General features: G+C 69.5%; 24 protein-coding genes. 14 read left to right on the top strand and 10 right to left on the bottom strand.

The genetic code is table 11. The annotated features are described in order from the left end of the window. Window positions 1-84: 84 nt before the first annotated feature. The 3 genes from Van01_RS18460 to Van01_RS18470 all read left to right on the top strand — a co-directional run bounded on the left by Van01_RS18460 (window position 85) and on the right by Van01_RS18470 (window position 3375). The gene (locus Van01_RS18460; RefSeq protein ID WP_204008737.1) at window positions 85-864 is read left to right on the top strand and encodes an SDR family oxidoreductase; all 780 of its coding nucleotides are present in this window, start codon (window positions 85-87) and stop codon (window positions 862-864) included. Between the two features lie 74 nt (window positions 865-938). Beyond that, a complete protein-coding gene (locus Van01_RS18465; RefSeq protein ID WP_204008739.1) occupies window positions 939-1910 on the top strand; it encodes a PaaX family transcriptional regulator in 972 nt (323 codons plus the stop codon). 229 nt (window positions 1911-2139) lie between these two features. Continuing rightward, on the top strand, window positions 2140-3375 hold the full coding sequence (locus Van01_RS18470; RefSeq protein WP_204008741.1) for a cellulose binding domain-containing protein: 1236 nt from the start codon (window positions 2140-2142) through the stop codon (window positions 3373-3375). Between the two features lie 78 nt (window positions 3376-3453). Here the strand turns inward: Van01_RS18470 and Van01_RS18475 are convergent, their stop codons facing one another. From Van01_RS18475 to stsA, 6 genes are all read right to left on the bottom strand, one after another. After that, window positions 3454-4254: an ABC transporter permease gene (locus Van01_RS18475; protein WP_204008742.1), complete on the bottom strand. Its 801-nt coding sequence runs from the start codon at window positions 4252-4254 to the stop codon at window positions 3454-3456. Next, window positions 4251-5192 carry an ABC transporter ATP-binding protein gene (locus tag Van01_RS18480; protein ID WP_204008743.1) on the bottom strand — a complete coding sequence of 314 codons (942 nt, stop codon included), beginning with the start codon at window positions 5190-5192 and terminating at the stop codon, window positions 4251-4253. The genes Van01_RS18475 and Van01_RS18480 overlap by 4 nt, the downstream gene beginning before the upstream one ends. Then, window positions 5189-5926, bottom strand: coding sequence for a signal peptidase I (locus Van01_RS18485; RefSeq protein ID WP_204008744.1), 738 nt, complete (start codon window positions 5924-5926; stop codon window positions 5189-5191). The genes Van01_RS18480 and Van01_RS18485 overlap by 4 nt, the downstream gene beginning before the upstream one ends. Beyond that, complete coding sequence (locus Van01_RS18490; RefSeq protein WP_204008745.1) at window positions 5923-6213, bottom strand: PqqD family protein; 291 nt, start codon at window positions 6211-6213, stop codon at window positions 5923-5925. The genes Van01_RS18485 and Van01_RS18490 overlap by 4 nt, the downstream gene beginning before the upstream one ends. Beyond that, complete coding sequence (gene stsB / locus Van01_RS18495; RefSeq protein ID WP_204008746.1) at window positions 6201-7661, bottom strand: StsB family radical SAM/SPASM domain sactipeptide maturase; 1461 nt, start codon at window positions 7659-7661, stop codon at window positions 6201-6203. The genes Van01_RS18490 and stsB overlap by 13 nt, the downstream gene beginning before the upstream one ends. 73 nt (window positions 7662-7734) lie before the next feature. Continuing rightward, the gene (stsA, locus tag Van01_RS33805) at window positions 7735-7845 is read right to left on the bottom strand and encodes a StsA family sactipeptide RiPP (RefSeq protein WP_336245214.1); all 111 of its coding nucleotides are present in this window, start codon (window positions 7843-7845) and stop codon (window positions 7735-7737) included. A gap of 118 nt (window positions 7846-7963) precedes the next feature. On the opposite strand from stsA, the gene Van01_RS18500 reads away from it, so the two are divergent. Then, window positions 7964-8635 (top strand): response regulator transcription factor, encoded by a 672-nt coding sequence (locus Van01_RS18500; protein WP_239093714.1) that lies wholly within the window; start codon window positions 7964-7966, stop codon window positions 8633-8635. Here the strand turns inward: Van01_RS18500 and Van01_RS18505 are convergent. The 3 genes from Van01_RS18505 to Van01_RS18515 all read right to left on the bottom strand — a co-directional run bounded on the left by Van01_RS18505 (window position 8625) and on the right by Van01_RS18515 (window position 11902). Further along, window positions 8625-9983 (bottom strand): sensor histidine kinase, encoded by a 1359-nt coding sequence (locus Van01_RS18505; protein WP_204008748.1) that lies wholly within the window; start codon window positions 9981-9983, stop codon window positions 8625-8627. The genes Van01_RS18500 and Van01_RS18505 overlap by 11 nt on opposite strands. A gap of 81 nt (window positions 9984-10064) precedes the next feature. Beyond that, window positions 10065-10730, bottom strand: coding sequence for a response regulator transcription factor (locus Van01_RS18510; protein ID WP_204008750.1), 666 nt, complete (start codon window positions 10728-10730; stop codon window positions 10065-10067). Next, entirely contained in the window at window positions 10727-11902 is a 1176-nt protein-coding gene (locus Van01_RS18515; protein ID WP_204008752.1) for a sensor histidine kinase, read from the bottom strand. Before Van01_RS18515 ends, Van01_RS18510 begins: the two co-directional genes overlap by 4 nt. A 199-nt stretch (window positions 11903-12101) precedes the next feature. Between Van01_RS18515 and Van01_RS18520 the strand changes: the two genes are divergently transcribed. The 5 genes from Van01_RS18520 to Van01_RS18540 all read left to right on the top strand — a co-directional run bounded on the left by Van01_RS18520 (window position 12102) and on the right by Van01_RS18540 (window position 17369). Next, window positions 12102-13100: an NAD(P)-dependent alcohol dehydrogenase gene (locus Van01_RS18520; RefSeq protein WP_204008754.1), complete on the top strand. Its 999-nt coding sequence runs from the start codon at window positions 12102-12104 to the stop codon at window positions 13098-13100. Window positions 13101-13240: 140 nt separating this feature from the next. Further along, on the top strand, window positions 13241-13612 hold the full coding sequence (locus Van01_RS18525) for an ArsR/SmtB family transcription factor (protein ID WP_099848741.1): 372 nt from the start codon (window positions 13241-13243) through the stop codon (window positions 13610-13612). 213 nt (window positions 13613-13825) lie between these two features. Continuing rightward, a complete protein-coding gene (locus Van01_RS33655) occupies window positions 13826-15643 on the top strand; it encodes a carbohydrate-binding domain-containing protein (protein ID WP_204008756.1) in 1818 nt (605 codons plus the stop codon). A gap of 74 nt (window positions 15644-15717) precedes the next feature. After that, window positions 15718-15987, top strand: a complete 270-nt coding sequence (locus tag Van01_RS18535) for a hypothetical protein (protein WP_204008758.1) — start codon at window positions 15718-15720, stop codon at window positions 15985-15987. A gap of 110 nt (window positions 15988-16097) precedes the next feature. Further along, complete coding sequence (locus tag Van01_RS18540; protein WP_239099152.1) at window positions 16098-17369, top strand: CehA/McbA family metallohydrolase; 1272 nt, start codon at window positions 16098-16100, stop codon at window positions 17367-17369. Between the two features lie 70 nt (window positions 17370-17439). Here the strand turns inward: Van01_RS18540 and Van01_RS18545 are convergent, their stop codons facing one another. Beyond that, window positions 17440-19068 carry an alpha/beta hydrolase-fold protein gene (locus Van01_RS18545; protein ID WP_204008760.1) on the bottom strand — a complete coding sequence of 543 codons (1629 nt, stop codon included), beginning with the start codon at window positions 19066-19068 and terminating at the stop codon, window positions 17440-17442. Between the two features lie 522 nt (window positions 19069-19590). On the opposite strand from Van01_RS18545, the gene Van01_RS33500 reads away from it, so the two are divergent. The 5 genes from Van01_RS33500 to Van01_RS18565 are packed head-to-tail and all read left to right on the top strand — an operon-like array spanning window position 19591 to window position 24572. Further along, on the top strand, window positions 19591-19722 hold the full coding sequence (locus Van01_RS33500) for a hypothetical protein (RefSeq protein ID WP_275410364.1): 132 nt from the start codon (window positions 19591-19593) through the stop codon (window positions 19720-19722). Next, window positions 19719-19808 carry a K(+)-transporting ATPase subunit F gene (kdpF, locus tag Van01_RS18550; RefSeq protein ID WP_204008763.1) on the top strand — a complete coding sequence of 30 codons (90 nt, stop codon included), beginning with the start codon at window positions 19719-19721 and terminating at the stop codon, window positions 19806-19808. The genes Van01_RS33500 and kdpF overlap by 4 nt, the downstream gene beginning before the upstream one ends. Beyond that, window positions 19808-21463: a potassium-transporting ATPase subunit KdpA gene (gene kdpA, locus Van01_RS18555; RefSeq protein ID WP_204008771.1), complete on the top strand. Its 1656-nt coding sequence runs from the start codon at window positions 19808-19810 to the stop codon at window positions 21461-21463. The genes kdpF and kdpA overlap by 1 nt, the downstream gene beginning before the upstream one ends. 20 nt (window positions 21464-21483) lie before the next feature. After that, window positions 21484-23691 (top strand): potassium-transporting ATPase subunit KdpB, encoded by a 2208-nt coding sequence (gene kdpB, locus Van01_RS18560; protein WP_204008773.1) that lies wholly within the window; start codon window positions 21484-21486, stop codon window positions 23689-23691. Continuing rightward, on the top strand, window positions 23691-24572 hold the full coding sequence (locus Van01_RS18565) for a potassium-transporting ATPase subunit C (RefSeq protein WP_204008775.1): 882 nt from the start codon (window positions 23691-23693) through the stop codon (window positions 24570-24572). The genes kdpB and Van01_RS18565 overlap by 1 nt, the downstream gene beginning before the upstream one ends. Window positions 24573-24664: the final 92 nt, after the last annotated feature.

Here is a 24664-nt window from a genome sequence, read left to right on the forward strand (position 1 = left end):
CACTGCGGAGGCGGTCCGATCCCGTTCGGTTAGGACCGGGGCGGGCGGGTAAGCGGCGGTCCGGCAGCGATGGAGGGAGCCCTGATGACCGGACGACTGGCGGGCAGGACCGCCTTGATCACCGGCTCGGACTCGGGAATTGGCCAGGCCACCGCTATCGAGTTCGGCCGCGAGGGCGCCGACGTCGTGGTGCACTACCTGCACGATCACGCGGGCGCCAACCACACGAAGGCCGAGATCGAGAAGGCTGGTCGGCGGGCCGTTGTGGTGCAGGGCGACATAAGCGTCGAGCATCAGGTGGAGGCGATGTTCGACGAGGCCCTCGCGGAGTTCGACAGGCTGGACATCCTGATGAACGACGCGGGCGTGGACGCCTCCGGCATTCCGGTGGCCGACCTGGACACCGAGACCTGGGACCGAGCGATCCGGACCAACCTGTACGGGATGTTCTTCTGCTGTCGACGGTTCGTCCGGCATCGCCGCGACCAGGGCGGACACGGCAAGATAATCAACATCACCTCGATCCACCAGGAGGTGGCCCGGGCCGGTGGCGCCGACTATGACGCCAGCAAGGGCGGCATGCTCGAGTTGGCCAAGAGCATCGCCCTGGAGGTCGCGCCGATGCACATGAACGTGAACAACATCGGTCCGGGCATGGTGCTCACCCCGTTCAACCAGCAGGCGATCGACGACCCGAAGTTCCTGGAGGAGCAGGTGCAGTCGATCCCGTGGAAGCGGGCCGCCCACCCGGAGGAGATCGCCAAGCTCGCCGTCTTCCTGGCCAGCGACGACGCCGACTACGTCACCGGGTCGACGTACTTCATGGACGGCGGACTGATGCAGAACCAGGGCCAGGGCGCGTAGCCGCCCCGGCCCGTCGGTACCCGGCGCCGTCGTCCGGCGACCTGGTGCCCCAGGTGGTGATGCAGTCTGGTGAGGTGAGTGCCCAGGAACCCGCCGACGACGTCCGAATTCCCCGGGCCCAGATCGGTTCCAGTCCGCAACATCTGCTGACGACCCTGCTCGGCGAGTACCTCGACTCGTCGGACGCGGACCTGCCGTCGACGGCTGTCATCGCGATCCTGCGCGAGTTCGGGGTCAGCGAGTCCAGTGCCCGCGCCGCGTTGTCCCGGCTGGTCAAACGCGGCCTGATCGCGACGCGAGGCAACGGGCGGCCACCCGTCTACCACCTCACCGCCCAGGCGATCGCCAAGCACCGCTCCCGGATGCAGTACTTCCTGAACTTCGGTGCCCATCCGCCGGAGTGGACCGGCGAATGGGTGATGGCCTCCTTCTCCATCCCAAGCTCCGGGCACACCTCCCGCCATGCGGTACGCAGGTCGTTGAGCGCCCTCAAGTTCGTGGGCCTGTACGACAGCGTGTGGATCCGGCCGGGATCCGACGCCGCCCCGGTGCGGGAGACGCTGGGTGAGCTGCTGCGACAGGTCGAGGGTGCGCGGTGGTCGGTCATGCACGTCCGCTTCGACGAGGAGTCGGGGCCGCACGGTCCGGCCTCCGCGTACGACCTGACCGTTCTCGCGTCGGCCTACTCGGCCTTCGTCGAGCAGTACGCGGAACTGCGGGTGGCCGCCCGCGCCGGCGAGGTGGACGCGGCCAGCGCGCTCGTCGCGCGAACCTCCGCCATGGACTCCTGGCGCAAGTTCCCGGACATCGACCCGGATCTGCCCCACCATCTGCTGCCGACGCCCTGGCCTCGGCAGCAGGCCAGGGACACCTTCCTGGAGATTCACTCCACGCTCGGTGCGCTCGCGCAGTCGCGCCTGATCCAGGTGGCGGCACCGTACTGGCCGGACGCCGCGTCGTGGATCACGCACTTCCAGGCTTCTGACGATCCCGCGCGGCCGGAGCCGACAGGCGGGAAGCGCGCCAGGCCGCCCGTCGCAGACTGACCGCGGGCGAGGTCCGTGGGGGCTTCGAACGCATTGACACTTTTCATTGCGGGAGTGATAGTAACTGCATACAGCTCCCCTTGGATCGTCTGTGGGGACCGCGGCCGGGCGGTCCACGCGCCCGCGCCGACCTGAGCCGTGGCCAGCGCTGACCACCGCCGTCGGGCGTGAGCGAACAGCCGCCACCGCCACCGCAGGGAGTTCCGTCCCGACATCCGTTGGAGGGTGCATGAGTAGGAGATCGAAGGTCTGCGCGGGCCTGGTGGCCGCCGTCGTCCCGGTCACCGCCGCGATCGTGGCGCTCGGCGCGAGCCCGGCCGGAGCCGCGATCGGTGGTTCCGGCCCTTACCCGGCCGACTACGAGACCTCGGCCAGCCTGGCCAACCACACCATCTTCCGACCGCAGACACTCCCCGCCGAGCGTCTTCCCATCCTCGTCTGGGGCAACGGCGGTTGCTCGGCCAACGGCCTGTCGCAGGGCAACTTCCTTCGCGAGATCGCCTCCCACGGCTTCCTCGCCATCGCCAACGGGGCACCGAACGGATCCGGCTCGACCAACTCCCAGATGCTCACCCAGTCCATCGACTGGGCGGTCGCGGAGAACGCCCGACAGGGCAGCAAGTACTACGGCAAGCTGGACACGACCAGGATCGCCGTCGCGGGGTTCTCCTGCGGCGGGCTGGAGGCCTACGCCGTCTCCAACGACCCACGCGTCACCACCACCGGCATCTTCAGCAGTGGCCTGTTGAATGATGCCGACGACTACCAGCTCAGGAGACTGACCAAGCCGATCGCCTACTTCATCGGTGGGCCAAGCGACATCGCGTACCCCAATGCCATCGACGACTGGGGCAAGTTGCCGGCCGGGCTACCCGCGTTCATGGGCAACCTGAACGTCGGGCACGGCGGCACCTACGACCAGCCCAACGGTGGCGAGTTCGGCCGGGTGGCGGTGCTCTACCTCAAATGGCGGCTGAAAGGCGACACCACCGCCGGAGCCAATTTCGTCGGCGCCAACTGCGGCCTGTGTCGCAGCCAGTGGAGCGTCCAGCAGAAGAACCTGACGCTCGATGGCGACCCGCCGCCCACCACCCCGCCGACCACGCCGCCCACGACCCCGCCGACCACGCCGCCCAGCACTCCGCCGACGACGCCGCCCGGCAGTGGGACTCCCACCTGCACGGCGGCCTACTCGGTGCAGGACCAGTGGAACGGCGGATTCGTCGCGAATGTCAACGTCACGGCGGGAGGCACGGCACTCACCGGCTGGCGGGTGACCCTCAACCTGCCGAGCGGAGCGTCGGTCAGCTCGATGTGGAACGGGGTGAACAGCGGCACCAGCGGCACCATCACCGTCGCGAACCAGAGCTACAACGGGCGACTGGGTGCCGGGCAGGCCACAAGTTTCGGATTCCAGGGCACCGGAAACGGCAGCGGAGCCACCGTCACCTGTACGGGAAGCTGACCCTCGTCGAACCAAGGCCACTCGCCGGGCCGGTGCTTCAAGCACCGGCCCGGCGAGAGTGCCTCCGACGGCTCCCGGTCAGAGGCCGCGGGCCTGCCGGGCCAGCGACCTGCCGACGAAGGCGATCGAGACCAGGGCGGCCACCGCGAGCATGAGCAGATACGGCAGCGCGGACGAGAACCCGTGCAGCAGCGCCTCGCGTAGCGCTGTCACCCCGTACGTCACCGGGTTGACAGCGGCCAGCCAGCGCTGTGGCGTACCCATCGCATCGATCGGGTAGAACGACGGACTGGCGAACAGCAGCACCGGCGCGAGCACGTTGATCAGGACGGTGAACCGCTGGAAATCCTGCACCAGGGTGGCCAGCAGCAGGTACATCCCGTTGAAGGCGCACGCCGCGACAAGCGCACCGCACAGCAGCGCGAGCCACCTGTCGGCCGCCCAGCGTCCCTGGAACAGCACCGCCGTCACCACGAGCGCGGACAGTGTCTGCGCGAGCACCAGCGCCGACCCGGCGAGCAGTTTGCCGAGCACGTACTGGCCGCGGGTAAGCGGATAGGACCACAGTTCCAGCGACATGCCGCTCATCCGCTCCTGAAAGAGGGCGGTGCCGGAGGTGGTGGCGGCGGCGAGCAGGGACGAGAACATCAGCGCCGGGACGGCGAAGTCGGCGTAGCCGATCTGCTGCCCCCGGTAGGTGACGGTGCCGATCAGGTCGGTAAGCGAGGTGGCGAAGAGCGTGATGTAGACAGCCGTCGGCACGATCGCCAGCAGAAGGTTCGTGCGGTTGCGGGTGAGCAGCAGGAACTCGCGGCGCAGGGTCGCGGTCAACCCGGTGCCGTGCCAGGTGGGCGTGCCCGGCCCGGTGGTCGTGGTCATCGGGACGACACCTCCGCGCGGGTCAGGGCCAGGAACGCGTCCTCAAGCGAGGAACTGGTCAACGCCACGCTCTCGATGGCCACCTGGCGTTCGGTGAGCGCGGCGATGAGCGTGGGCAGCCGTCGGCGCAGGTCGTCCCCGGTGAGCACGAACAGCTCGCCGCGGTACTCGGGGGTCAGTCCGGCGAGCCGGGCGCATTCGGCCACCGCCCCCCAGTCGTCCGGGGAGCCGGTACGCAGCTCGGCCGTGACCTGTCCCGCCTCGTCCTTGAGCTGCTCAGAGCTGCCGTCGCGGAGGATCCTGCCGTGCTGCACGACCAGGATCCGCTCGCAGTTCCGCTCCAACTCGTCCATGTGGTGGCTGGTCCACACCAATGTCAGCCCATGCGTCCGACGCAACTCGTCGAGCATGTCCCAGACCCGGCGCCTGCCCTCCACGTCGAGCCCGGCGGATGGCTCGTCCAACAGCAGCAGCTTCGGCACCCGCAGCAGTGCGCGTACCACCTGGAGCCGGCGTCGCTGGCCACCGGAGAGCGTGAAGACCAGGTCGTCGGTCTTGCCGGCGAGATCGAACTCTTCGAGCAAAGCGGCGGCGCGGGAGCGTATCCTGCGCCAGCTCAGCCCCCGGAACGCGGCGGCGATCCGCAGGTTGTCCTGCACCGTGAGCATCATGTCGAACGGGCCGGACTGGTGGACCACCGCGAGGTCCCGCTTCGCCACGCCACCGGGTGCGACGCCGTGCACGAGCAACTGGCCGGCGGTGGGCGGCGAGACACCGCAGATGAGCTTCAGCAGGGTGGTCTTGCCGGCACCGTTCGGGCCGAGCAGCCCGACGGACTGCCCGGTCGGCACGCTGAAGGTCATCTGATCGACGGCCGGCGTCGAAGCGCCCGGGTAGGTCTTGGTCAGGGCGGTCGCGGCAACTGCGTCCTCGTTCACCGGACCGCCCCCTCGCGCTGGCCGAGCGTCTCGGCGACGGCCCGGACCGCGTCCTCCGGGGCCACCTCGGACAGCGGGCTGCCGGCGCGTACGTGCAGGTGGACCGCTTCGGGCGGGAGCAGTGGCAGGCCGCCGGGGTCGTACCCGGTGCGGCTGGCGCCGGCATGGCCGAACCGGATGCCGATCACCACGGTCAGTGGGCCGGGAGAGACGGTACGGAGCGCGGAGAGCGGTCGTACGGCGGCGGCGGACAGCCCGGCGACCGTGCCGCTGACCGAGCGCAACGCGGCGGCGAGTTCGGTCGGCGCGACCTGGCGCAGGCGTACCCCCGGTGGCGCGGTCGGGGTCGGGTGGCCGACCACCCACACGGTCGCCTCGGCGGCGGCTGCCGGCGCGGACGCGGCCGGTGGCAGCGGATCGGGGATGCCGGTGACCCGGCCGAGGAGCGCGGTCGCGGCCACCGGTGGGTCGAACAGCGGCTTGTTGTCGCCGGCCGCGACCAGGTGGTCGCCACGCATCTCGATCACCCGGTGCACGATGACCGCGTCCTCATGCCGGTACGCGACCACGTCGCCGGGCCGGATCCGGGACCAGGCGGCCGGTTCGACAGTCACGACGGAGCCCGGCCGAATGGCCGGCCACATGCTCGACCCGGTGACCGGGATGCGCGCCGGCCGGCCGGCGGAGACGGTGTGTGCGATCAGGTCGGCGAACCCGGCGACAGCCGCCGTCATTGGCCCGGCTCCGAGGTCAAGCCGCTGTCGAGCATGCCCAGTTCGCTCAACTCGGCGACGAACTGCCGGACGTCGCGGTCGATCAACCGTCGGTCGTTGTCGTCCTGCGCCTCGAACTCGACGGCCAGGTCACGCACCACGTCGTCGATCGTGGCCCGGATGGCGATCTTGCGCCAGATCCGCGCCGCTGTCGCGTTCAAGGTCTGGAACTCCCCGGTGCCAGGGTGGTAGAGCCGCACCTCGTCGTCGTTGTCCACCCAGACCACGTCCGGATTCACGCTGAGCATGACGTCGCCCCCGTCTGCTTGGTGAGCACCGGCAGGGTCCGGCGGTGGACCGCTTCGGTCGGGTCGGTGTCGGTGCGCCAGTCGTCGTACACCGGGTGCACGGTGCCGTCCCGGATCAGCCGAGGAACCGTCATGCTTGCCTCGTTCTCCAGCAGGTCGGTACCGGAGAAGCCGTTCGAGCGCCAGATGTTGGTGATCATCGAGTGCCGGAGGATCCGGCAGTGGTGCCGGCTGTTGCGGGTGATCGACCCGGATTCCGCAGCGTGGTAGGCGCGACAACCACCGCCGCACGCGGCCCGGATGTAGCAGCGCCGGCAGTCAGCCAGGTTGTCACCCTCGAACACGGTGCCCGCACGTAGCTGAGCCAGCGCCGGGGTGTCGAAGATGTCGGCCAGGCGCTGTGCACGTACGTTGCCGGCCTTGTGCAGCGGGCCGGTGACCAGCTTGCACGGGTACACGTCACCAAGTGAGTTGATGTATATCTCGGTGCCGCCGAGCCCACAGTTGCCCCGGATCGAACACGGCTTCACCGCCTTGGGGCCCTCGGTGAGGATCTTCCGCGCCACCGGGTTGGTCCAGGTGAACCGTTGCACCTCGCGGTGGTGTTCCCAGGCGAAGTGCACCCCGTCCTCGGCGCCGCGGCCGATGCCTGTGTGGTTCATCAGCCGCACGTTGCCGAACTCGATGCCGTCCAGGAACGTCATGAGCTGGTCCAGGGCGTGGATGTTCTCCGGCGACACGACGTGGTTGATGTCGGGCCTGACCCCGGCGGCGTTGAGGAGCGCGAGGGCGTTCGCGGTACGTGCGAAGGTGCCCTTGCCCCGGGTCCGCTCGTGGACCTCCGCGACACCGCCGTCCAGGCTCACCGTGATCTTGCGGAAGGTGTCGGCCATCCGTCGGGCGGTCTTCTCGTCCGGGATGCGGGTGCCGTTCGTGATGCAGTTGACCCGAAGCCCTCGCGACCGGGCGTGGTCGGCCACGGCGAAGAAGTCCCGCCGCAGCATCGGCTCGCCGCCGGTCAGGATGAGCAGCTCAGCGCCCATGTCGGCGATCTGGTCGACCAGGTCGAGCGACTCGGCTGGCTCAAGCTCGCCCGGCAGCTTGCGGGTGGATGAGGCGTAGCAGTACGGACACCGCAGGTTGCACCCGTCGGTGATCGCGTAATAGACCATTCGCAGCGCTGGCTCGGCCGACCGCACCCGGGGTTGCTGCCCCGGGAGATAGACAAGCCAGTTGAGGACCAGCGTGGCCAGTGCCCGTTCGGTGGCGGCCGGGTCGGCCGGGGGCTCTGAGCCGGACGCGAGCGCTCGGAGCACGTCCATTTCTCCGTCGCCGACGACCGCCCACGCGGCGATGCCGGGGTTCTCCACGAGATAGCGGTCCCGGCACTGAAAGTAGACAAGGTCGTCCGGGACGACCAGCGCTGACCACATCCCCGACAGCTGCATGACAAGATCCCCCTTCCGCGTTCCGAGCGGGAGCCACGGCAGCCGTGGCCCCCGCCACTGGTGTCGGCTGTTGTCAGTTGGCGTGCCCGGAGCCCGCTCCGGCCAGCGCCCCACAGGCGCAGGCGCAGCCGAGCTGCGCCGCGAAGTCGGCCTTACGGATGCTGGGCTTCTCCCACTTGAGCATGTGGGCCCTCCTTTCGCGCGTCGCGGCCGGGCAACGGGCCACTCCCGTGAGACGCCCCGACCACGCGCAGAGGGTTGCTCAGAGTGTCGGCGCGCTTCCAGAGGGCAAAATTGACGTCTTGACAGGACAGTCGCACCGGGAGACGGTGACGCACGTGCGTCCCGAGATCTCGGTTTCCGTGATCGACGATGACCGGATGCTGCTGGACGGCATCAGGGCGTGGCTGGCCGAGGCCCCCGACCTGCGGCTGGTCTGCACCGCCGGTACCGTCGACGAGTTCCTCGCGTCCGAACCGGCTCCGGCCGACGTGGTCGTGCTGGACCTGCTGCTCGCGGACCGCACCGAGCCGGCCGACAACGTGCGCCGGCTGGCCGTCCGAAACCGGCAGGTGCTTGTCGTGAGCGCCGTCCCGTACGTGACGCACGGCGTCGACGTGCTGCGGGCGGGCGCGCTCGGCTACCTGACGAAGGACAACGACCTGGCCACCCTCGCCGCAGCCGTCCGCGACGTCGCGCAGGGCCGCGTCGCCCATTCGCCGGAGCTGGCGTACGCCTGGTCGCACGATTCCCGGCCGGACCGGCCGAAACTGTCGCCGCAGGAACAGGCCGTGCTGGTGGCGTACGCCTCCGGCATGACACTTACCGCTGCGGCGCGACGGGTCGGCATCCAGCCGGCCACCGCCCGGCGTTACCTGGACCGGGTGAAGGCCAAGTACGGCGAAGCGGGCCGACCCACCTACACGAAACTCGACTTGGCCAACCGTGCCCGGGAGGACGAACTTATCCGGTAGCCGGTAAGCGGTCGTGCCACACCAACTCGACGCAGGTGCCCTCGCCGGGATCGGAGAAGACCTGAGCCGAGCCACCGACCTCGCCCATCCGCTGCTTGATCGAGCGGCGCAGCCCGGAGCCGGAGATGACCCGGTCGGGGGTGAACCCCAGCCCCCGGTCGACGATCCGGACGGTGAGCGTCCGGTCGGTCCAGTCCGTGGACACCCAGGCCCGCTCGGTCCCGGCGTGCCGCGCCACGTTGTTGAGGGCCTCTCCGGTCGCGTCGCCGATCCCGTCGAGGACCCGGTCGGGAATCTCGTCCGGCAGCTCGCCGATGAGCAGGTGCACCCGGAGGCCGAGCGCGTCCGCCGCGTCCGCCGCCTCGGCCAGCCGGGCGCCGAGCGAGGTGGTCTGCTCCGGGCGTTCCTCGGCGATCAGCCGCCGCACGTAGTCGGCATCGCGACCGCACCGGGCCCGCACCGCCTCGGTGCGATGGTCGAGACCGCCACGGGAGATCGCGGTGAGGGTGGCCAGCACGGTGTCGTGCAGGTGGCGGAACTGCCGGAGCCGTTCGGCGAACCGGGCCTGGCCGGCAGCGGCCGCGGTCTCGGCGGCGATCCGCCGGGAGGTCGCCGCGTCCACCGCGTCCGCCTGGGCGGTGAGATAGCGGCGCATGAAATGCAGCAGCAGGGCGAACCACAGGCTGGAGTTGACGTGGTTGAGGAACCCGGATTCCAGCGGTGGCAGTCCTCCGGTGCGCAGCGCGATCGCCGCGACGGCCGACAGCACCAGTACCGCCAACGCGACGAACAGTCGGGACACACTCAACACCGCACCGGCCAGCGCCGCGGTGCCGAGCGCGAACTTCGCCATCCAGTTGGCGGCGCTGATCTCGAAGCCGTCGCGTAGGTTGGCGTTCGCCACGAACAGCAGCACACAGGTCACGACGATGTCGATGACGACGTGCCGGATGGTGAACCAACCGCGCCGCCAGACCGCGACCGCCAGGATGGCGTTCCAGGTCACCACCACCGTCACCATCGTCAGGTTGAGCCCCGGACTGCGGTAGTGGGTGGCACCTGTGGCTCCCAGGCTCGACGCGGCGGGCAGCAGGTAGCTGGCGCGATGGGCGAACAGCAGCACGGCGACGAACCGGAGGGCACGGTCGAGGCCGGGCAGCGTGGCCATGGCCCGAGCGTCGATCCAGCCCTGCCAGGTCTCGACGAAGCGCCGGGTCAGCCGGTCGGACAGCCCGGGTACGCGAGGGGCGGCAGCGTCGGAGTGGGCGCTTTCCTCATCACTCGCCGCCTCGTCGCCGGGGCGCGAGCCTGTGTCGCGCAGCGATGTGGGGCGACGGCCGATGCTCATGCGAGAAATCCTCGATGAACGGGGGAGGGCCCACAACGCTCCACAGTGTCGGGTGTCGGTCTGCCGATCGGGGTTTCGAACTCAGGGCAGCCAGCCGGGGCGGACCAGTCCCGCCTCGTACGCGAACACCACAAGCTGGGCGCGGTCCCGGGCAGCGAGCTTGACCATCGCCCGGGACACGTGCGTCTTGGCGGTCGCCGGACTGACCACCAGGCGCGCGGCGATCTCGTCGTTGGACAGCCCGGTGCCGACCAGGGCCACCACCTCCCGTTCCCGTTCGGTCAGCTCGGCCAACCGCCGAGGTGCGGCAGGTGTGGCGGTACCGGCGGCGAACTGCTCGATCACCCGCCGGGTCACACTCGGCGACAGCAGCCCGTCCCCGGCGGCCACCACCCGTACTCCCTGGATCAGGTCGGCCGGCTGGGTGTTCTTCACCAGGAACCCGGCGGCACCGGCGCGCAACGCCGCACCGACGTACTCGTCCAACTCGAACGTGGTGAGCACGACGATCCGCACCCCGGACAGCTCCGGATCGGCGGTGATCTGCCGGGTGGCGGCCAACCCGTCGACACCGGGCATCCGGATGTCCATCAGGACCACGTCCGGAACGGTCTGCCGGGTCAACCGGACCGCCTGTGCACCGTCGCCGGCCTCGCCGACGACTGTGATATCGGGCTCGGCGTCCAGCAACGCGCGAAAACCGGCCCGGACCAGCACCTGGTCGTCGACGAGCAGAACCCGGATCACGATGTAGCCTCCCGCGTCTGGTCGCGCCCCAGCGGCAGGGTTGCGCGCACCCGCCAGCCGCCGCTGCCGTCCGGCGCTGGCCCGGCGGTCAGCTCACCGCCCAACGCGGCAGCTCGCTCCCGCATCCCCGTGATGCCGTTCCCCGCCGGGGCAGGTTCCGGCTGGCGAACGCCGCCACCATCGTCGTCGACCTCGACCACCAACGCATCCTGCCGATATCCGATGGTGACGGTGGCGGCGACCCCCGTCCCGGCGTGCCGGCGGATGTTGGTCAGCCCCTCCTGCACGATCCGGTACGCCGCCCGGTCCACGGCTGCGGGGAGCGGCCGGACCGTACCGTCGATCACCGTCCGGGTCGGCAGTGCGGCGTCGTCGGTCAGCTCGGCGAGCCGGTCCAGCCCGGGCGCGGGGGCTCGCGGAGCGGCCTCGCCGGTCGGGTAGAGCGTGTTGAGCACCGCCTGCACCTCGCGCAGCGCCTCCGCGCTGGACTGCGCTATCGCGTCGAGCGCCGCCCGGGCCTGCTCCGGGTCGCGATCCATCAGGTGCAGACCGACGCCGGCCCTCATGTTGATCAGCGAGAGGTGGTGACCGAGTACGTCGTGCAGTTCGGCGGCGATCAGCAGCCGCTGCTCGCTGGCCCGGCGGCGCTGCCGCTCCTCGGAGAGTCGGCGCTGCTCCGCGATGCCGTCGTGGACCCTGGCGGCGACGAGGCTGCCGAACTCGGTGACCAGGCCGGCACCGGCGATCAGCGCCAACGCCGCCAGCGCCTGGCGCAGGGTGGGGCCGCTGACCAGCACCCAGGTGGCGTACGCCCCGGCGGACGTCGCCGCCACCAGCCACCGGTGCCCGGCGGCCAGCACCGCCGCCGCGCCGATCATCGGTGCCAGCAACGTCACCCCGACCGGCCCGTCCAGCAGGTGGTACGCCACTGTCGCGGCGACCACGATCAGGAAGTTCCGCCTCGGCGACCGGTGCCGGTCGGCAAGCGCCAGCCCACTGAACACCAGCAGCACGTACCCGATGATCCCGACACTGGCGTGCTGCCAACCGGCGATGATCGCGGTGCCGGCCGGCTGCACGAGCGCGGTGAGCACCGCCAGGCCGGGCCCGCGCCGCGCCGGCACCGGCCCGCTGGGCGATGCCAGTTCGGCATCGGCGCTCGACCCGCTCATGCCCGCACTGTAGGCCGACCGGACTCGACAGCGGCAGCCCCGAGGGAGGCATCCCGGCGTACTCCCGGCGGAGTATTCCTGCCGTCCCGCTGCCGCGCGGGGAGTAGCGGCGGTGCCGCCGTCACGGCGACGCGTCGCCAGGTCCGTGCCGACAGGCTCTGTCACAGCGCATCAGACACGTGACGGCGAGGAGATCCTGATGAAAGCGATCGTGCAGCACCGGTACGGCTCCCCCGACGTACTGCGGTTGGGTGAGATCGACACCCCCACACCTGGCGACGGCGAGGTGCTGGTCCGGGTGCGGGCGAGCTCGGTCAACGCGTACGACTGGCATGCCATGCGCGGCGACCCGTACCTGGCCCGGCTGTCGTTCGGGCTCCGCCGGCCCACCGCGATGGTCCGGGGGCAGGACTTCGCCGGCCGGGTCGAGGCGGTCGGCCGCGCGGTTACCCGGTTCCGGCCGGGCGACGAGGTGTACGGCGAGGCAGGCCCGGCCGGTGGAGCGTTCGCCGAGTACGTGTCCGTGGCCGAGAACCTGGTCGAGGCGAAACCGGCGAACCTGAGCTTCGAGCAGGCGGCGGCGATCCCGCTGGCCGCCACCACCGCCCTGGTCTGCCTGTGTGACGCCGCCGGACTTCAGGCCGGTCAGCACGTCCTGATCAACGGGGCGTCCGGCGGGGTGGGCACCTTCGCCGTGCAGTTGGCCAAGGCGTACGGGGCTCAGGTGACGGCGGTGTGCCGGACCCGCAACGTCGACCTGGTCCGGTCGCTCGGTGCGGATCACGTCGTCGACTACACCAGGGAGGACTTCACCCGCACCGACGCGGTAAGTGCCGGCCGTCGCTACGAGGTGCTGCTCGACCTGGTCGGCAACCGGTCGTTGACCGACCTCCGTCGGGTGCTTACCCCGGACGGGACGCTGCTGCTGTCCGGCGGGGGCGTGTTCACCGGCGGCAGTGTCTTCGGGCCGATGAGCCTGCTGGTCCGGGGGCCGATCGTGGCGCGTTTCCTCAGACACCGCATCCTCGCGCCCTCGGCGACGGCGGGTCGTGGGCACCTGGCCACCCTGCGGGAACTGGCCGAGTCCGGCCGGCTGACGCCGGTCATCGACCGGACCTACCGGCTGAGCGAGGTCCCCGAGGCGATCCGGTACGTGGAGAGCGAGCATGCCCGCGCCAAGGTTGTCGTCACGGTGTGAGCCCGGCTCCTGTCGCGGTCCGTCCGCATACCCCCCGCCGCGCGGATCGCCATCCCCGACCTGACCAGGGGGAGGATTCCTGCACAACTCACGGTGATACAGCCCTCGTTTCACCGCCGATCGGTGTTGATGCTGCAACGATGCAAGATGTGGGAACTGTGGAGACCAAGACGCCTGCCATCTCGCCTTTGGCCGGCGAACCGATCAAGCCTGCCGATGCCGAGCGCCTCGCGGGCGTGCTGAAGGCGTTCGCCGACCCGGCCCGGCTGCGACTGCTCAGTCTGATCCAGTCGTCTCCGGACGGGGAGGCGTCAGTGAGTGACCTCACGGCACCGCTCGGGCTTTCTCAGCCGACCGTGAGCCATCACCTTCGGATCCTGACCGAGGCCGGCCTGCTGGAGCGGGACAAGCGTGGCGTGTGGGCGTACTACCGCCTGGTGCCGTCCGCCATCGCGGCGATCGCCGATCTGCTGACGCCGCCCCGCAAGCGGGCCGCGAAGCGGAACCGCTGATCACGCTGGTGCACCTGGATCAGTAGACGCTTCGGGCTTCGGCCCGACGTCGTCGAGCCGATGGCCATTCTCCTGGGCCATCGGCCGCCGGCGTTTGCGGTCGTTGCCGGAGCCATGGCCACAGTGTGGGCGATCGACCCGAATGCCATCGACATTCATCTATAGTGGCGAACGCGTGGATCCCGTCCCATCGATCCAAGTCAGGACAGAGCCATGAAACGCATCCCGCTGAGAGCCATTCTCCCCGTCGGGCTCGCGGTCGCACTGATCGCCGGCCCGCTGGGCGCACCGGCCACCGCGCAGGCGACAGTCCCCATCACGCTCACCGGTGCCAGTGCCACCAGCCCCAGCGCCGACGTCACAGTCTCCGGGCGAGCCGTGACGATCACCGCTCCGGGCACCTACGAGATCAGCGGCACCCTCAACGACGGCTACCTCAACGTCGACACCGCCGCCTCGGGTGACGTGAATCTGATCCTCAACGGCGCCACCATCACCAACTCCAGCAACGCGCCGTTGCAGGTCTCCGACGCCGATCAGGTCGTGATCACGCTGGCCGCCGGCACCACCAACCGGCTTTCCGACGCGACAAGATACGTCTACCCGGATCCGAGCACCGACGAGCCGAACGCCGCCCTGTTCAGCAAGGCCGACCTGCGGATCAACGGAACCGGCGGGTTGACCGTGCAGGGCAACGCGTACGACGGCATCACCAGCAAGGACGGCCTGGTCATCGAGTCCGGCACGATCACGGTGAACGCGGTCGACGATGGAGTCCGGGGCAAGGACTTCCTCGACATCACCGGAGGAAGCCTCGACGTCACCGCCGGTGGCGACGGCATCAAGTCCGACGACACCGAGGCGGACCGGGGCCGGCTGGCCATCACGAACGGCACCGTACGGGTGAACGCGGGTGACGACGCCATCAAGGGTGAGAACACCGTGGCCATCTCCGGCGGTACCGTCACCGTGACCAACTCCTTCGAGGCGATCGAGAGCCGGCAGGTCACCATCAGCGGCGGCACCGTCAACGTCACAGCCCGCGACGACGCGATAAACGCAGTCGAGGACGGGTACGGCGACTTCGACGTGGCACCTAACGCGTTCGTCCGGTTCACCGGCGGGACCACCCTCGTCAACTCCAGCATCGACGGCATCGACTCCAACGGATCGGTGACCTTCGCCGCCGGCACGGTCGTGGTCAGCGGGCCGAGCACCGGCAGCCCCGGCGAGGGCGCGCTCGACTCGAACGGGCCTGTCTACTTCAACGGCGGCACGGTGCTCGGGGCGGGATCGACCTCGATGGCGGTGCTGAGCCTGCCGCCGACCTCGGGCCAGGGTTGGGTCGCCCCGCAGCTGTCCAGCAGCCAGCCGGCCGGCACCCTGCTCCACCTGGTCTCCGGCGGCCAGGTGCTCGCCTCCTACCGGGCCCCCAAGAACTTCCGGGAGGTGGTCTTCTCCTCCAACCGGATCCAGCACGGGCAGACGTATGAGGTCTACCTGGGTGGCAGCCTCACCGGCACGACCGTCGGCGGCATGGCCACCAGCGGCGGCAGCATCGCCGGTGCCACCCGGCTGATGACCGTCACCGCCGGGCAGTACCGGGGCGGCCTCGTCGGCTGGCCGCCCGGCGGGCCGGGTTGGCCGCCGCCGACCACCCCACCGCCCACCACCCCGCCGCCGAACCCGACCACGCCGCCGCCGAACCCGACGACCCCGCCGCCGAGCACTGGCGGCTGTACGGCGACATACAGCGTCGTCGGCCAGTGGCAGGGCGGCTTCCAGGGCGAGGTACGGGTCACCGCCGGCTCCGCCGCGATCAGGGGTTGGCGGGTGACCTGGACCTTCGCCAACGGTCAGACGATCACCCAGTCGTGGAACGCGACGATCAACGCCAGTGGCTCGGCGGTGACGGCCACGAACGTCTCCTTCAACGGCTCCCTCGCCGCGGGTACCAGCGCCACATTCGGCTTCCTCGGCAACTGGAACGGCAGCAACACGGTTCCGACGCTTACCTGCACCGCGACCTGAGCAGGCCCGTCCACCGTCTGATCGGGGGTCCGGCACCCATTCGGTGCCGGGCTCCCGGCTGCCAGACTGCTCGCATGCTGCCCCCGCGCTGCCACGTCTGCCATCTCGAACCAGGTCAGTCACCGTCCGACGGTGCTCGTGGCAAGTTCGTCCTGGTGTACTTCGCGGACGCGGTCAACCCCCCGCCCGGCTGGGTCGGGCATCCCGCCGGCGCTGTCTGGTTCTGCCCGGAGCACGCCCCACTCGGCGCGGAACGGGAGCATCTGGCCAGCGACACCGCACTGCGCGACATCGACGCGGTGCTCGGCCGCCTGCCGAGACGACTGCCCGAGGCATACCGATAACGAGCCCTGGCGTCCTCGGTCAGGCCGGGAATCGCTGTACGGCAGGTGTTCGCCTGACCGATGACCCAGCTTGGTGGCATTGTCAGGTAGAGACATGTTCATGTTTGCCTATGAGTGCACATCATCCCCACCACTGTCACCACGACCACCGATCCGACGACGAGGTGCCGTACGGTCAGGTGAACGTCGCGCCGACCCTGGGCCGGCGGGCGCTGCTTGCCGGCACCGGCGGCGCGTTGATGCTGGCCGCGCTGCCGACCTCGGCCCGAGCGTCCCACACCACGACGGCCAGTGCCCCGACCGCGACCGCCGGTGCCGCCCGGACCTCCCTGGTCAGCCAGGGCACGATGCTGGTCCACGCCGACATGCACAACCACACGGTCGCCTCGGATGGCGACGGCAGCCCCGAGGCCGCGTTCGCCTCGATGCGTGAGGCAGGTCTGGACGTCGCCGCGCTCACCGACCACGCCACGCTCTTCGCCATCGAGGGCCTCAGCTCGTCCGAGTGGCGGACCACCGGCGACCTCGCCAATGCCGCAAACGATCCGGGTCAGTTCACGGCGATCCGTGGGTTCGAGTGGTCGCACCCGTTGCAGGGGCATATCAACGTGTGGAACACCTCCGACTTCGCCGACCTGCTGCGCGCCGGCAGCCCCGGGAGCCTGTACAACTGGCTCACCGGGCGGCCCGGCGGTCTGGCCAGCTTCAACCATCCCGGCCGGGAGCTGGGCCGGTTCAACAACTTCTCGTTCAGCGCCTCGGCCCGTGACCAACTGGTCGGGTTGGAGATGTTCAACCGCACCGACGACTACCTGTTCGAGGGCTTGTCGTCCGGGCTGACGTCGCCGTTGGTGGCCTGCCTCAACGCCGGCTGGCGGCCGGGCCTCACGGGCGTCACCGACGAGCACGGCACCACCTGGGGCTTCCACGAGGGCAAGGGCCGTAGCGGGCTGTGGGTCACCGAGAACACCCGGGCGGCGGTGTTCGAGGCGATGGCGGCTCGTCGTTCCTTCGCCACCCGCGTCTCAGGGCTACGGGTGGACGCGACGGCCAACGGCGTACGCATGGGCGGCGTGCTGAACGTGACCTCCGGCGACGTACGGTTCCTGCTGGACCTCGACCGTGGTCCGGTCTGGGACGGCAAGCCGCTGCGGATCCAGGTCCTGCGGCCCGGAACGTCAGTGCCGACGGTCGTCGACGTCATCGACACGGTGAACGGTCGGGTCACCGACTTCACGGTGCCGCTCAACGTCGCCGACGGCGACTGGGTGGTGCTCCGGATCTCCGACCCGTCGCTGACCAACGGCACACCCGGACCGGCCGGTCATCCGTGCAACGACTTCGGAGTGGCCTACACCAGCCCGTGGTGGCTACGCTCCTGAGCCGATCCGTCCCGACGCGGGTCACAAGTGGTGGGCCGACGACGAGGTCGCCGGCCCACCACATCGCGTGTCAGCGGACCCGTAGCTGCTGGTGGACCCCAGCGGCGGGCGCGTAGTTCCGGTCACCGGAGTAGGCGACGTGGACCGGGTACACACCCGCCGACAAGCCGGTGGTCGGCAGCTTCACCATGGCCTTTCCGCCGGCCAGCGGCACCACGTGAGTGCCGCCACCGAAGGTGACGGTGATTTCGCCAGTCACCGTCGGCGCCTTCTTGTGCCGGGTCTGTGCCCGCACGTCGACGTGCAGCTTGAAGGTGCCACCACTGGCGATCGACGCCGGCGTGGCCTTCGCCTTGATTACTGTCCGCGCCGTGCCCACGGTGTCGACCTCCGACCACAGGTGGTCGCGGGCGAAGATCGTGAACAGTTGGCTCGCCGTCATGCCGTCGTGCGCGCCGGGGACCTGGGTCGTCCGCGCGGCGTATCCCCGAGCCCGGAAGTTGTCCGCGATGGCGTTCTGGGCGTTGAGGTTGCCTTCGAAGACACCGTTGCCGAGGAACACGAAGAGGTCGTCGTCCCCGACCGCGGCGGCGACGTTGTCGTAGTCCTGAGCGGACAGGGACGGGTTACCGGAGAAGTGACCGTAGTAGGCGAACGTGGTCGGGTAGCCCCTGATGACGTGGGCGCCCGTCATGCCGCCGTAGGAGAACCCGGCGTAGGCGCGACCTTCCCGCTCGGTCGAGACGTTGTACTTCTCCTCGATGAGCGGAAGGATCGTCTGGACCAGGTTGTTGGCGGCGTTCGTCTGGTTGTAGGAACCGAAGCCGAGGCTGGTGCCGGTGAAGTGGTTCCCCATGGTGACCACCACGGTGGGCTCGATCTCGCCCTTGGCCGTCATGTTGTCCAGGATGTTGGGGACGTTCGCCGGGACCATGAAGTCGGTCTCGTCACCGAAGATGCCGTGGGCGAGGTACGCCACCTTGTACGGCTCGGCCCGCTTGGGGTTGTAGTTGGCCGGCAGGTAGACACCAAGGTAGTGGCCGCTGTCGCCGAGGATCGTGGTGTAGGGGATGTAGCTGACGGTGCCCCGCTTCTTGCGGTCCGCGATCGGGAGCTCGTACTCCGCACGCCCCTTCAGCACCGGGTCGTTCTGCTTCTTGGCGTACGGCACGTACACCGCGTCGAGGACGTCGTTGTTCCGCACCCGGAACGACGATTCGCCAGGCGGGCGAGGGTTCGTCGAGGCGGGATCCCAGATCCGCTTGTTCTCCCAGCCCTGCGTCGGGTCCCAGACCCGGTACCAGTAGCTGATCCCACCGGCGTGCAGCGGCAGGGAGACCGACCAGTTCCCCTTCGAGTCCTTCGTCATGTCCCGGAGGAACTCGGTACCTCCGGCGTGGTAGCGCCCCGGCTGCCACTCCTCCGGCTGGTACCGGGTGTTCCCCGTGGCGATGTCGAGCAGAGTCAGGTCTCCGGCGAGGCGGACCTGGGTCGCGTTGGGGTTGCGGTAGACGAACGTGACTGTGTAGCCGGTCGGTGAACCGCGATCCGCCTTGACGGTCGCGCCTTCCACAATCGGGCGCTTGCCCGCGATGGCGGCCGGTGCGGAGATGGCGGCGCTGGCCCCCGCGCCGAGTGACATGATCGCGAGTAACGAGATCGCGCGGCTGAGCCGGCGTCTTCCGGTCGCTTTCCTCATCTGGGACTACTCCTCTGTGGTCTCTCGCGGCCTCGTGGGGATCTACGGTCTTTTTCGGACATTGGCCACCGAAGGGCTTTCGACGTCACCTCCAGCCGGATTGCCGCAGGGCGCGGCCGAGTGCCGGTCCGGCGCGGGTGGAGCATCTGTGGTGCATGTCAGCTAAATCGAATTAGCATCCGTAGTGTGGCCGGGCTCACCTTTGGGTGTCAAGGGTGTTGCGACGGTGTTACGGGATCGGCTCTCCTGGTCACGGCCCCGTCGGGGGCCTACGCCCCGCGCCTCGGTGTGCTCGACGCGACCGGCCCGCCACGGCCCTCCGCGCCGCCGGATCGACAACCTTCACGGCCGGCCCGGTCGGGTGCGGCCACCCGCGTGCTCGGGTTTTCGGCTGCCCGTAGTGGCGGGCGTCACCCGGTCACGGAGGCGCTGTGAAAAGGGCGTTAATAATCGCCGGCTCGCTGTGATGGTTGCGTGATAGCCCCTGTCGGCTGAGCACGCGCCCGGATGTGATTGCGCGGCGTGGCCCATCGGCTGCGTGACGAGGTGTCCCGAATCAAGGAGTCAGACGTGTCTGACGTGGTGTTCGTGGTGTTGACGGTGGCGCTGTTCGCGGCGCTGGCCCTGCTGGTGAGGGGCGTGGAGAAGCTGTGAGCGCCGTCAACGCCGTCGGTCTGCTGCTGGCGATCGGCCTGGCCGTGTTCCTGGTGGTCGCCCTGTTGTTCCCGGAGCGGTTCTGATGACCGCGACGACAGCCGGGGTGCTGTTCATCCTGTCACTGGTGGCCGCGCTGGTCGCCGTGCACAAGCCGTTCGGCGACTACATCTACCGGGTGGTCTCCGGGTCCGAGCAGTCCCGCATGGAGCGGGGCATCTACCGCCTGGTCGGGGTCAACCCTGCCGCCGAGCAGTCCTGGGGCGTGTACGCCCGCAGCGTGCTGGCCTTCTCGGCAGTGTCGATCCTGTTCCTGTACGGGTTCATGCGGTTGCAGAACCATCTGTGGCTCTCGCTCGGACTCGATCCGGTGATGACACATGGCGCGTGGAACACGGCGGTGTCGTTCGTGACCAACACGAACTGGCAGTGGTACTCGGGTGAGTCGACCATGGGTCACCTGGTGCAGATGGCCGGTCTGGCGGTACAGAACTTCGTCTCCGCCGCCGTGGGCATCGCGGTGGCCGTCGCGCTGGTCCGGGGGTTCGCCCGCAGCCGGACCGGCGATCTGGGCAACTTCTGGGTCGATCTGACCCGGATCACGTTGCGGATCCTGCTGCCGATCTCGGTGCTCGGCGCGCTCGTGCTGATGGCCGGCGGGGTGGTGCAGAACCTGTCGGCGGGCACCGAGATCACCACCCTGACCGGTGGCAGCCAGACCATCACCGGCGGGCCGGTGGCCAGCCAGGAGGTCATCAAGGAACTGGGCACCAACGGTGGCGGTTTCTACAACGCCAACAGCTCCCACCCATTCGAGAACCCGACGACCTGGACGAACTGGCTGGAGATCTTCCTGCTGCTGGTGATCCCGTTCTCCCTGCCCCGGGTCTTCGGCCGGATGGTCGGCCAGGTGCGGCAGGGCTACGCGATAGCCGCGGTCATGGCGGTCCTGGCGCTGGCCAGCATCACCTTGACGAACATGTTCGAGTTGACAGGCAACGGCACCGTGCCGCAGGCCGTGGGCGCGGCGCTGGAGGGCAAGGAGGTCCGGTTCGACGTGTCGAACTCGGCCACCTTCGCCGCCGCCACCACGCTCACCTCCACCGGCGCGGTGAACTCGTTCCACGACTCGTACACCGCGCTGGGCGGCATGATGCCCCTGGTCAACATGATGCTCGGCGAGGTCGCCCCCGGTGGGGTCGGTGCCGGCCTGTACGGCCTGCTGATCCTCGCGGTGATCACGGTGTTCGTGGCCGGACTGATGGTCGGTCGGACCCCCGAGTACGTCGGTAAGAAGATCGGCTCCCGCGAGATCAAGCTCGCGTCGCTGTACTTCCTGATCACCCCGGCGCTGGTGCTGATCGGAACAGCCGCGGCGTTCGCCACCGGCAACAACTCGACGGCGCTCAACGTCGGGCCGCACGCGATGTCCGAGGTGCTCTACGCGTTCACCTCGGCGAGCAACAACAACGGATCCGCGTTCGCCGGCATCACCGTGAGCACGCCGTGGTGGAACACCGCGCTGGGCCTGTGCATGCTGCTCGGCCGCTTCCTGCCGATCATCTTCGTGCTCGCCCTGGCCGGCTCACTGGCTCGCCAACAACCCACCCCCGCCTCCGAGGGCACCCTGCCCACGCACCGACCCCTGTTCGTCGGGATGGTCGTCGGCGTCACGGTGATCCTCGTCGCGCTGACCTTCCTGCCCGCCCTCGCGCTCGGTCCCCTGGCTGAGGGGCTGTGACCATCATGAGAGAGAAGGACATGACCACCTCCACGTCGGCACCGCACGGCACCGCCGACGCGGCGACCGCCGGCACCCCCGCCACCCAGGGCAACCGGGGCGGCGGCCTGCTCGATCCGCGGCAACTGCTCCGGTCGCTGCCCGACGCGGTACGCAAGCTCGACCCGCGCATCCTGTGGCGCAACCCGGTCATGCTGATCGTCGAGATCGGAGCGCTCTTCACCACCGTCCTCGCGGTGGCGGACCCGTCGGTGTTCGCGGTCGCGATCACCGTCGTGCTGTGGCTCACTGTGGTTTTCGCGAACCTGGCCGAGGCCGTGGCCGAGGGTCGGGGCAAGGCTCAGGCCGCCGCCCTGCGCCGGGCGAAGACGGACACAGTCGCCCTTCGTGCTCTGGGCTGGACCGCGGGCGCCGCCCCCGGCACCTACCGCACCGAGTCGGTGCCCGCTCCACAGTTGAAGCAGGGCGATGTGGTCGTCGTCGAGGCCGGCGAGATCATCCCCGGTGACGGCGACGTGGTCGAGGGCATCGCCAGCGTCGACGAGTCGGCGATCACCGGTGAGTCCGCCCCGGTGATCCGGGAGTCCGGCGGCGACCGTAGCGCGGTCACCGGCGGCACGAAGGTCCTCTCCGACCGGATCGTCGTGATGATCACGCAGAAGCCGGGGGAGAGCTTCATCGATCGGATGATCAATCTGGTCGAGGGGGCAAACCGGCAGAAGACGCCGAACGAGATCGCGCTGAACATCCTGCTCGCCGCGCTCACGATCGTCTTCCTGCTGGCCGTCGTCACCCTTCAGCCACTTGCCATCTTCTCGAAGGACTACCAGGGCGCGGCCCCGGACACGCAGGCGATCACCGACGCCGGTGTCAGCGGAATAGTGCTGGTGTCGCTGCTAGTCTGTCTCATCCCGACGACGATCGGGGCGCTGCTGTCGGCGATCGGCATCGCCGGCATGGACCGCCTCGTCCAGCGCAACGTGCTCGCCATGAGCGGGCGTGCTGTCGAGGCCGCCGGCGACGTGAACACCCTGCTGCTGGACAAGACCGGCACCATCACCCTGGGCAACCGGCAGGCCGCCGAGTTCCTGCCCGCCGACGGCCTCGACGCCGCAACGGTCGCCGACGCCGCGCAGCTGTCCAGCCTCGCCGACGAGACCCCCGAAGGGCGCTCGGTCGTGGTGCTCGCCAAGAACGAGTACGGGCTGCGCGAGCGGGAGCCCGGCCTGATCCCGCACGCCACATTCGTGCCCTTTACCGCTCAGTCCCGGATGAGTGGCGTCGACCTGACCCCGGACGCGACCGTGGACGGGGGCATCGCCGGGCCGGCGCGCCGCATCCGCAAGGGCGCCGCCGCCGCGGTGATGAAGTGGGTACGCGAGAACGGCGGCCACCCGACCGAGCAGGTCGGCCAGCTCGTCGACGAGATCAGTGGCACCGGCGGCACCCCACTTGTGGTCGCCGAGCACGTCGACGGCGAGCTAGCCCGCGCCCTGGGCGTCATCCACCTCAAGGATGTGGTGAAGGCCGGCATGCGGGAGCGTTTCGACGAGATGCGCGCGATGGGCATCCGTACCGTGATGATCACAGGTGACAACCCGCGGACCGCCAAGGCCATCGCGGACGAGGCGGGAGTGGACGACTTCCTCGCCGAGGCCACCCCGGAGGACAAGCTCGCCCTGATCCGTAAGGAGCAGGAGGGTGGCCGCCTGGTCGCGATGACCGGCGACGGCACCAACGACGCCCCGGCGCTCGCCCAGGCCGACGTCGGCGTCGCCATGAACACCGGCACGTCGGCCGCCAAGGAGGCCGGCAACATGGTCGACCTCGACTCCGACCCGACCAAGCTGATCGAGATCGTTGAGATCGGCAAACAGTTACTGATCACCCGAGGCGCACTCACCACCTTCTCGATCTCCAACGACATCGCGAAGTACTTCGCGATCATCCCGGCCATGTTCGCCGGCATCTATCCCGGTCTGGACACGCTCAATGTCATGCGGCTGTCCAGCCCGGAGTCGGCGATCCTGTCCGCTGTCGTCTTCAACGCGATCATCATCGTCGCGCTGATTCCACTCGCCCTGCGCGGCGTGCGTTACCGACCCGCCGCTGCATCCAAACTGCTCAGCCGCAACCTGCTTGTCTACGGCCTCGGCGGCATCGTCGTGCCGTTCCTCGGCATCAAACTCATCGATCTGCTCCTCCAGCTCATCCCCGGGATCTCCTGATGCGCCTACCGAACTGGCTCGCCCAGCACCTGGCCGCCCTGCGCGCGCTGCTCGTCTTCACCGTTCTGCTCGGCCTCGCCTATCCGCTCGCTCTCGTCGCGGTCGGTCGGGTCCCCGGTCTCGCCGAGAAGGCGGACGGGTCGCTCGTCGCCGCAGACGGGCGGACCGTCGGCAGTGCGCTGATCGGTCAATCCTTCACCGACCCGGACGGCAACCCCGTCCCGCGTTACTTCCAGTCCCGTCCGTCCGCCGCCGGCGACGGTTACGACCCCACCGCGACCGCCGCCAGCAACCTCGGCCCGGAAAGCGTCGTCGACACCATCTCCAACGACCCCGAGGAGTCGACGCGGAGCCTGCTCACCCAGGTCTGCGCGCGCAGCAGGGCGGTCGGGGAACTGGACGGTGTCGATGGACGCCGTCCGTACTGCACAGTCGACGGGGTCGGCGCGGTGCTCGCGGTGTTCCGCGCCGACGGACTGAGTGGTCCGGTCACCCGGGTCGTCAGCGTCAACCAGGTCGCTCCGGCCACGCCGTTCCTCACCAGCTACGAAGGGGTGCCTGTGGAACTGGCCCAGCCCGGTGAGGACTACGTGGCAGCCGGTGGGCTGGTCACCCCGATCCGGGGCGACGCACCGGCCGACCCCGCAGTCCCCGCCGACGCCGTCACCGCCAGCGGCAGCGGTCTCGACCCACACATCTCCCCGGCGTACGCCGAACTGCAGGTGAACCGGGTGGCGCGCGAGCGCGACGCGGACCCGGCGGAGATCCGCCGCCTCGTCGGAGAGCACACCACCGGCCGGTCGCTCGGCTTCATGGGCGAGCCCGGCGTCAATGTGCTGGAACTCAACCTCGCGCTCGATCGGGAATTCCCCGCCCGCTGACCGAGGCCGGGGCTGGACCATCGAAACGGTTGGTCCAGCCTGGCCCGGTCCGGCCGCCGGATGCCTGGCGGCCATGTCACCAGAGAGGATGT

It is taken from the genome of Micromonospora andamanensis (assembly GCF_016863495.1).
GTDB lineage: Bacteria > Actinomycetota > Actinomycetes > Mycobacteriales > Micromonosporaceae > Micromonospora > Micromonospora andamanensis.

Excerpts from the sequence above, each read along its gene's own strand:
- Van01_RS33655 (WP_204008756.1), top strand. The coding sequence starts at position 13,826 with ATGAAACGCATCCCGCTGAGAGCCATTCTCCCCGTCGGGCTCGCGGTC.
- Van01_RS18475 (WP_204008742.1), bottom strand. The coding sequence starts at position 4,254 with ATGACCACGACCACCGGGCCGGGCACGCCCACCTGGCACGGCACCGGG.
- stsA (WP_336245214.1), bottom strand. The coding sequence starts at position 7,845 with ATGCTCAAGTGGGAGAAGCCCAGCATCCGTAAGGCCGACTTCGCGGCG.
- Van01_RS18485 (WP_204008744.1), bottom strand. The coding sequence starts at position 5,926 with ATGACGGCGGCTGTCGCCGGGTTCGCCGACCTGATCGCACACACCGTC.
- Van01_RS18545 (WP_204008760.1), bottom strand. The coding sequence starts at position 19,068 with ATGAGGAAAGCGACCGGAAGACGCCGGCTCAGCCGCGCGATCTCGTTA.
- Van01_RS18520 (WP_204008754.1), top strand. The coding sequence starts at position 12,102 with ATGAAAGCGATCGTGCAGCACCGGTACGGCTCCCCCGACGTACTGCGG.
- kdpB (WP_204008773.1), top strand. The coding sequence starts at position 21,484 with ATGACCACCTCCACGTCGGCACCGCACGGCACCGCCGACGCGGCGACC.
- Van01_RS18525 (WP_099848741.1), top strand. The coding sequence starts at position 13,241 with ATGCAAGATGTGGGAACTGTGGAGACCAAGACGCCTGCCATCTCGCCT.
- stsB (WP_204008746.1), bottom strand. The coding sequence starts at position 7,661 with ATGCAGCTGTCGGGGATGTGGTCAGCGCTGGTCGTCCCGGACGACCTT.
- Van01_RS18540 (WP_239099152.1), top strand. The coding sequence starts at position 16,098 with ATGAGTGCACATCATCCCCACCACTGTCACCACGACCACCGATCCGAC.
- Van01_RS18490 (WP_204008745.1), bottom strand. The coding sequence starts at position 6,213 with ATGCTCAGCGTGAATCCGGACGTGGTCTGGGTGGACAACGACGACGAG.
- Van01_RS18505 (WP_204008748.1), bottom strand. The coding sequence starts at position 9,983 with ATGAGCATCGGCCGTCGCCCCACATCGCTGCGCGACACAGGCTCGCGC.
- Van01_RS18535 (WP_204008758.1), top strand. The coding sequence starts at position 15,718 with ATGCTGCCCCCGCGCTGCCACGTCTGCCATCTCGAACCAGGTCAGTCA.
- Van01_RS18470 (WP_204008741.1), top strand. The coding sequence starts at position 2,140 with ATGAGTAGGAGATCGAAGGTCTGCGCGGGCCTGGTGGCCGCCGTCGTC.
- Van01_RS18460 (WP_204008737.1), top strand. The coding sequence starts at position 85 with ATGACCGGACGACTGGCGGGCAGGACCGCCTTGATCACCGGCTCGGAC.
- Van01_RS18515 (WP_204008752.1), bottom strand. The coding sequence starts at position 11,902 with ATGAGCGGGTCGAGCGCCGATGCCGAACTGGCATCGCCCAGCGGGCCG.
- kdpA (WP_204008771.1), top strand. The coding sequence starts at position 19,808 with ATGACCGCGACGACAGCCGGGGTGCTGTTCATCCTGTCACTGGTGGCC.
- Van01_RS18565 (WP_204008775.1), top strand. The coding sequence starts at position 23,691 with ATGCGCCTACCGAACTGGCTCGCCCAGCACCTGGCCGCCCTGCGCGCG.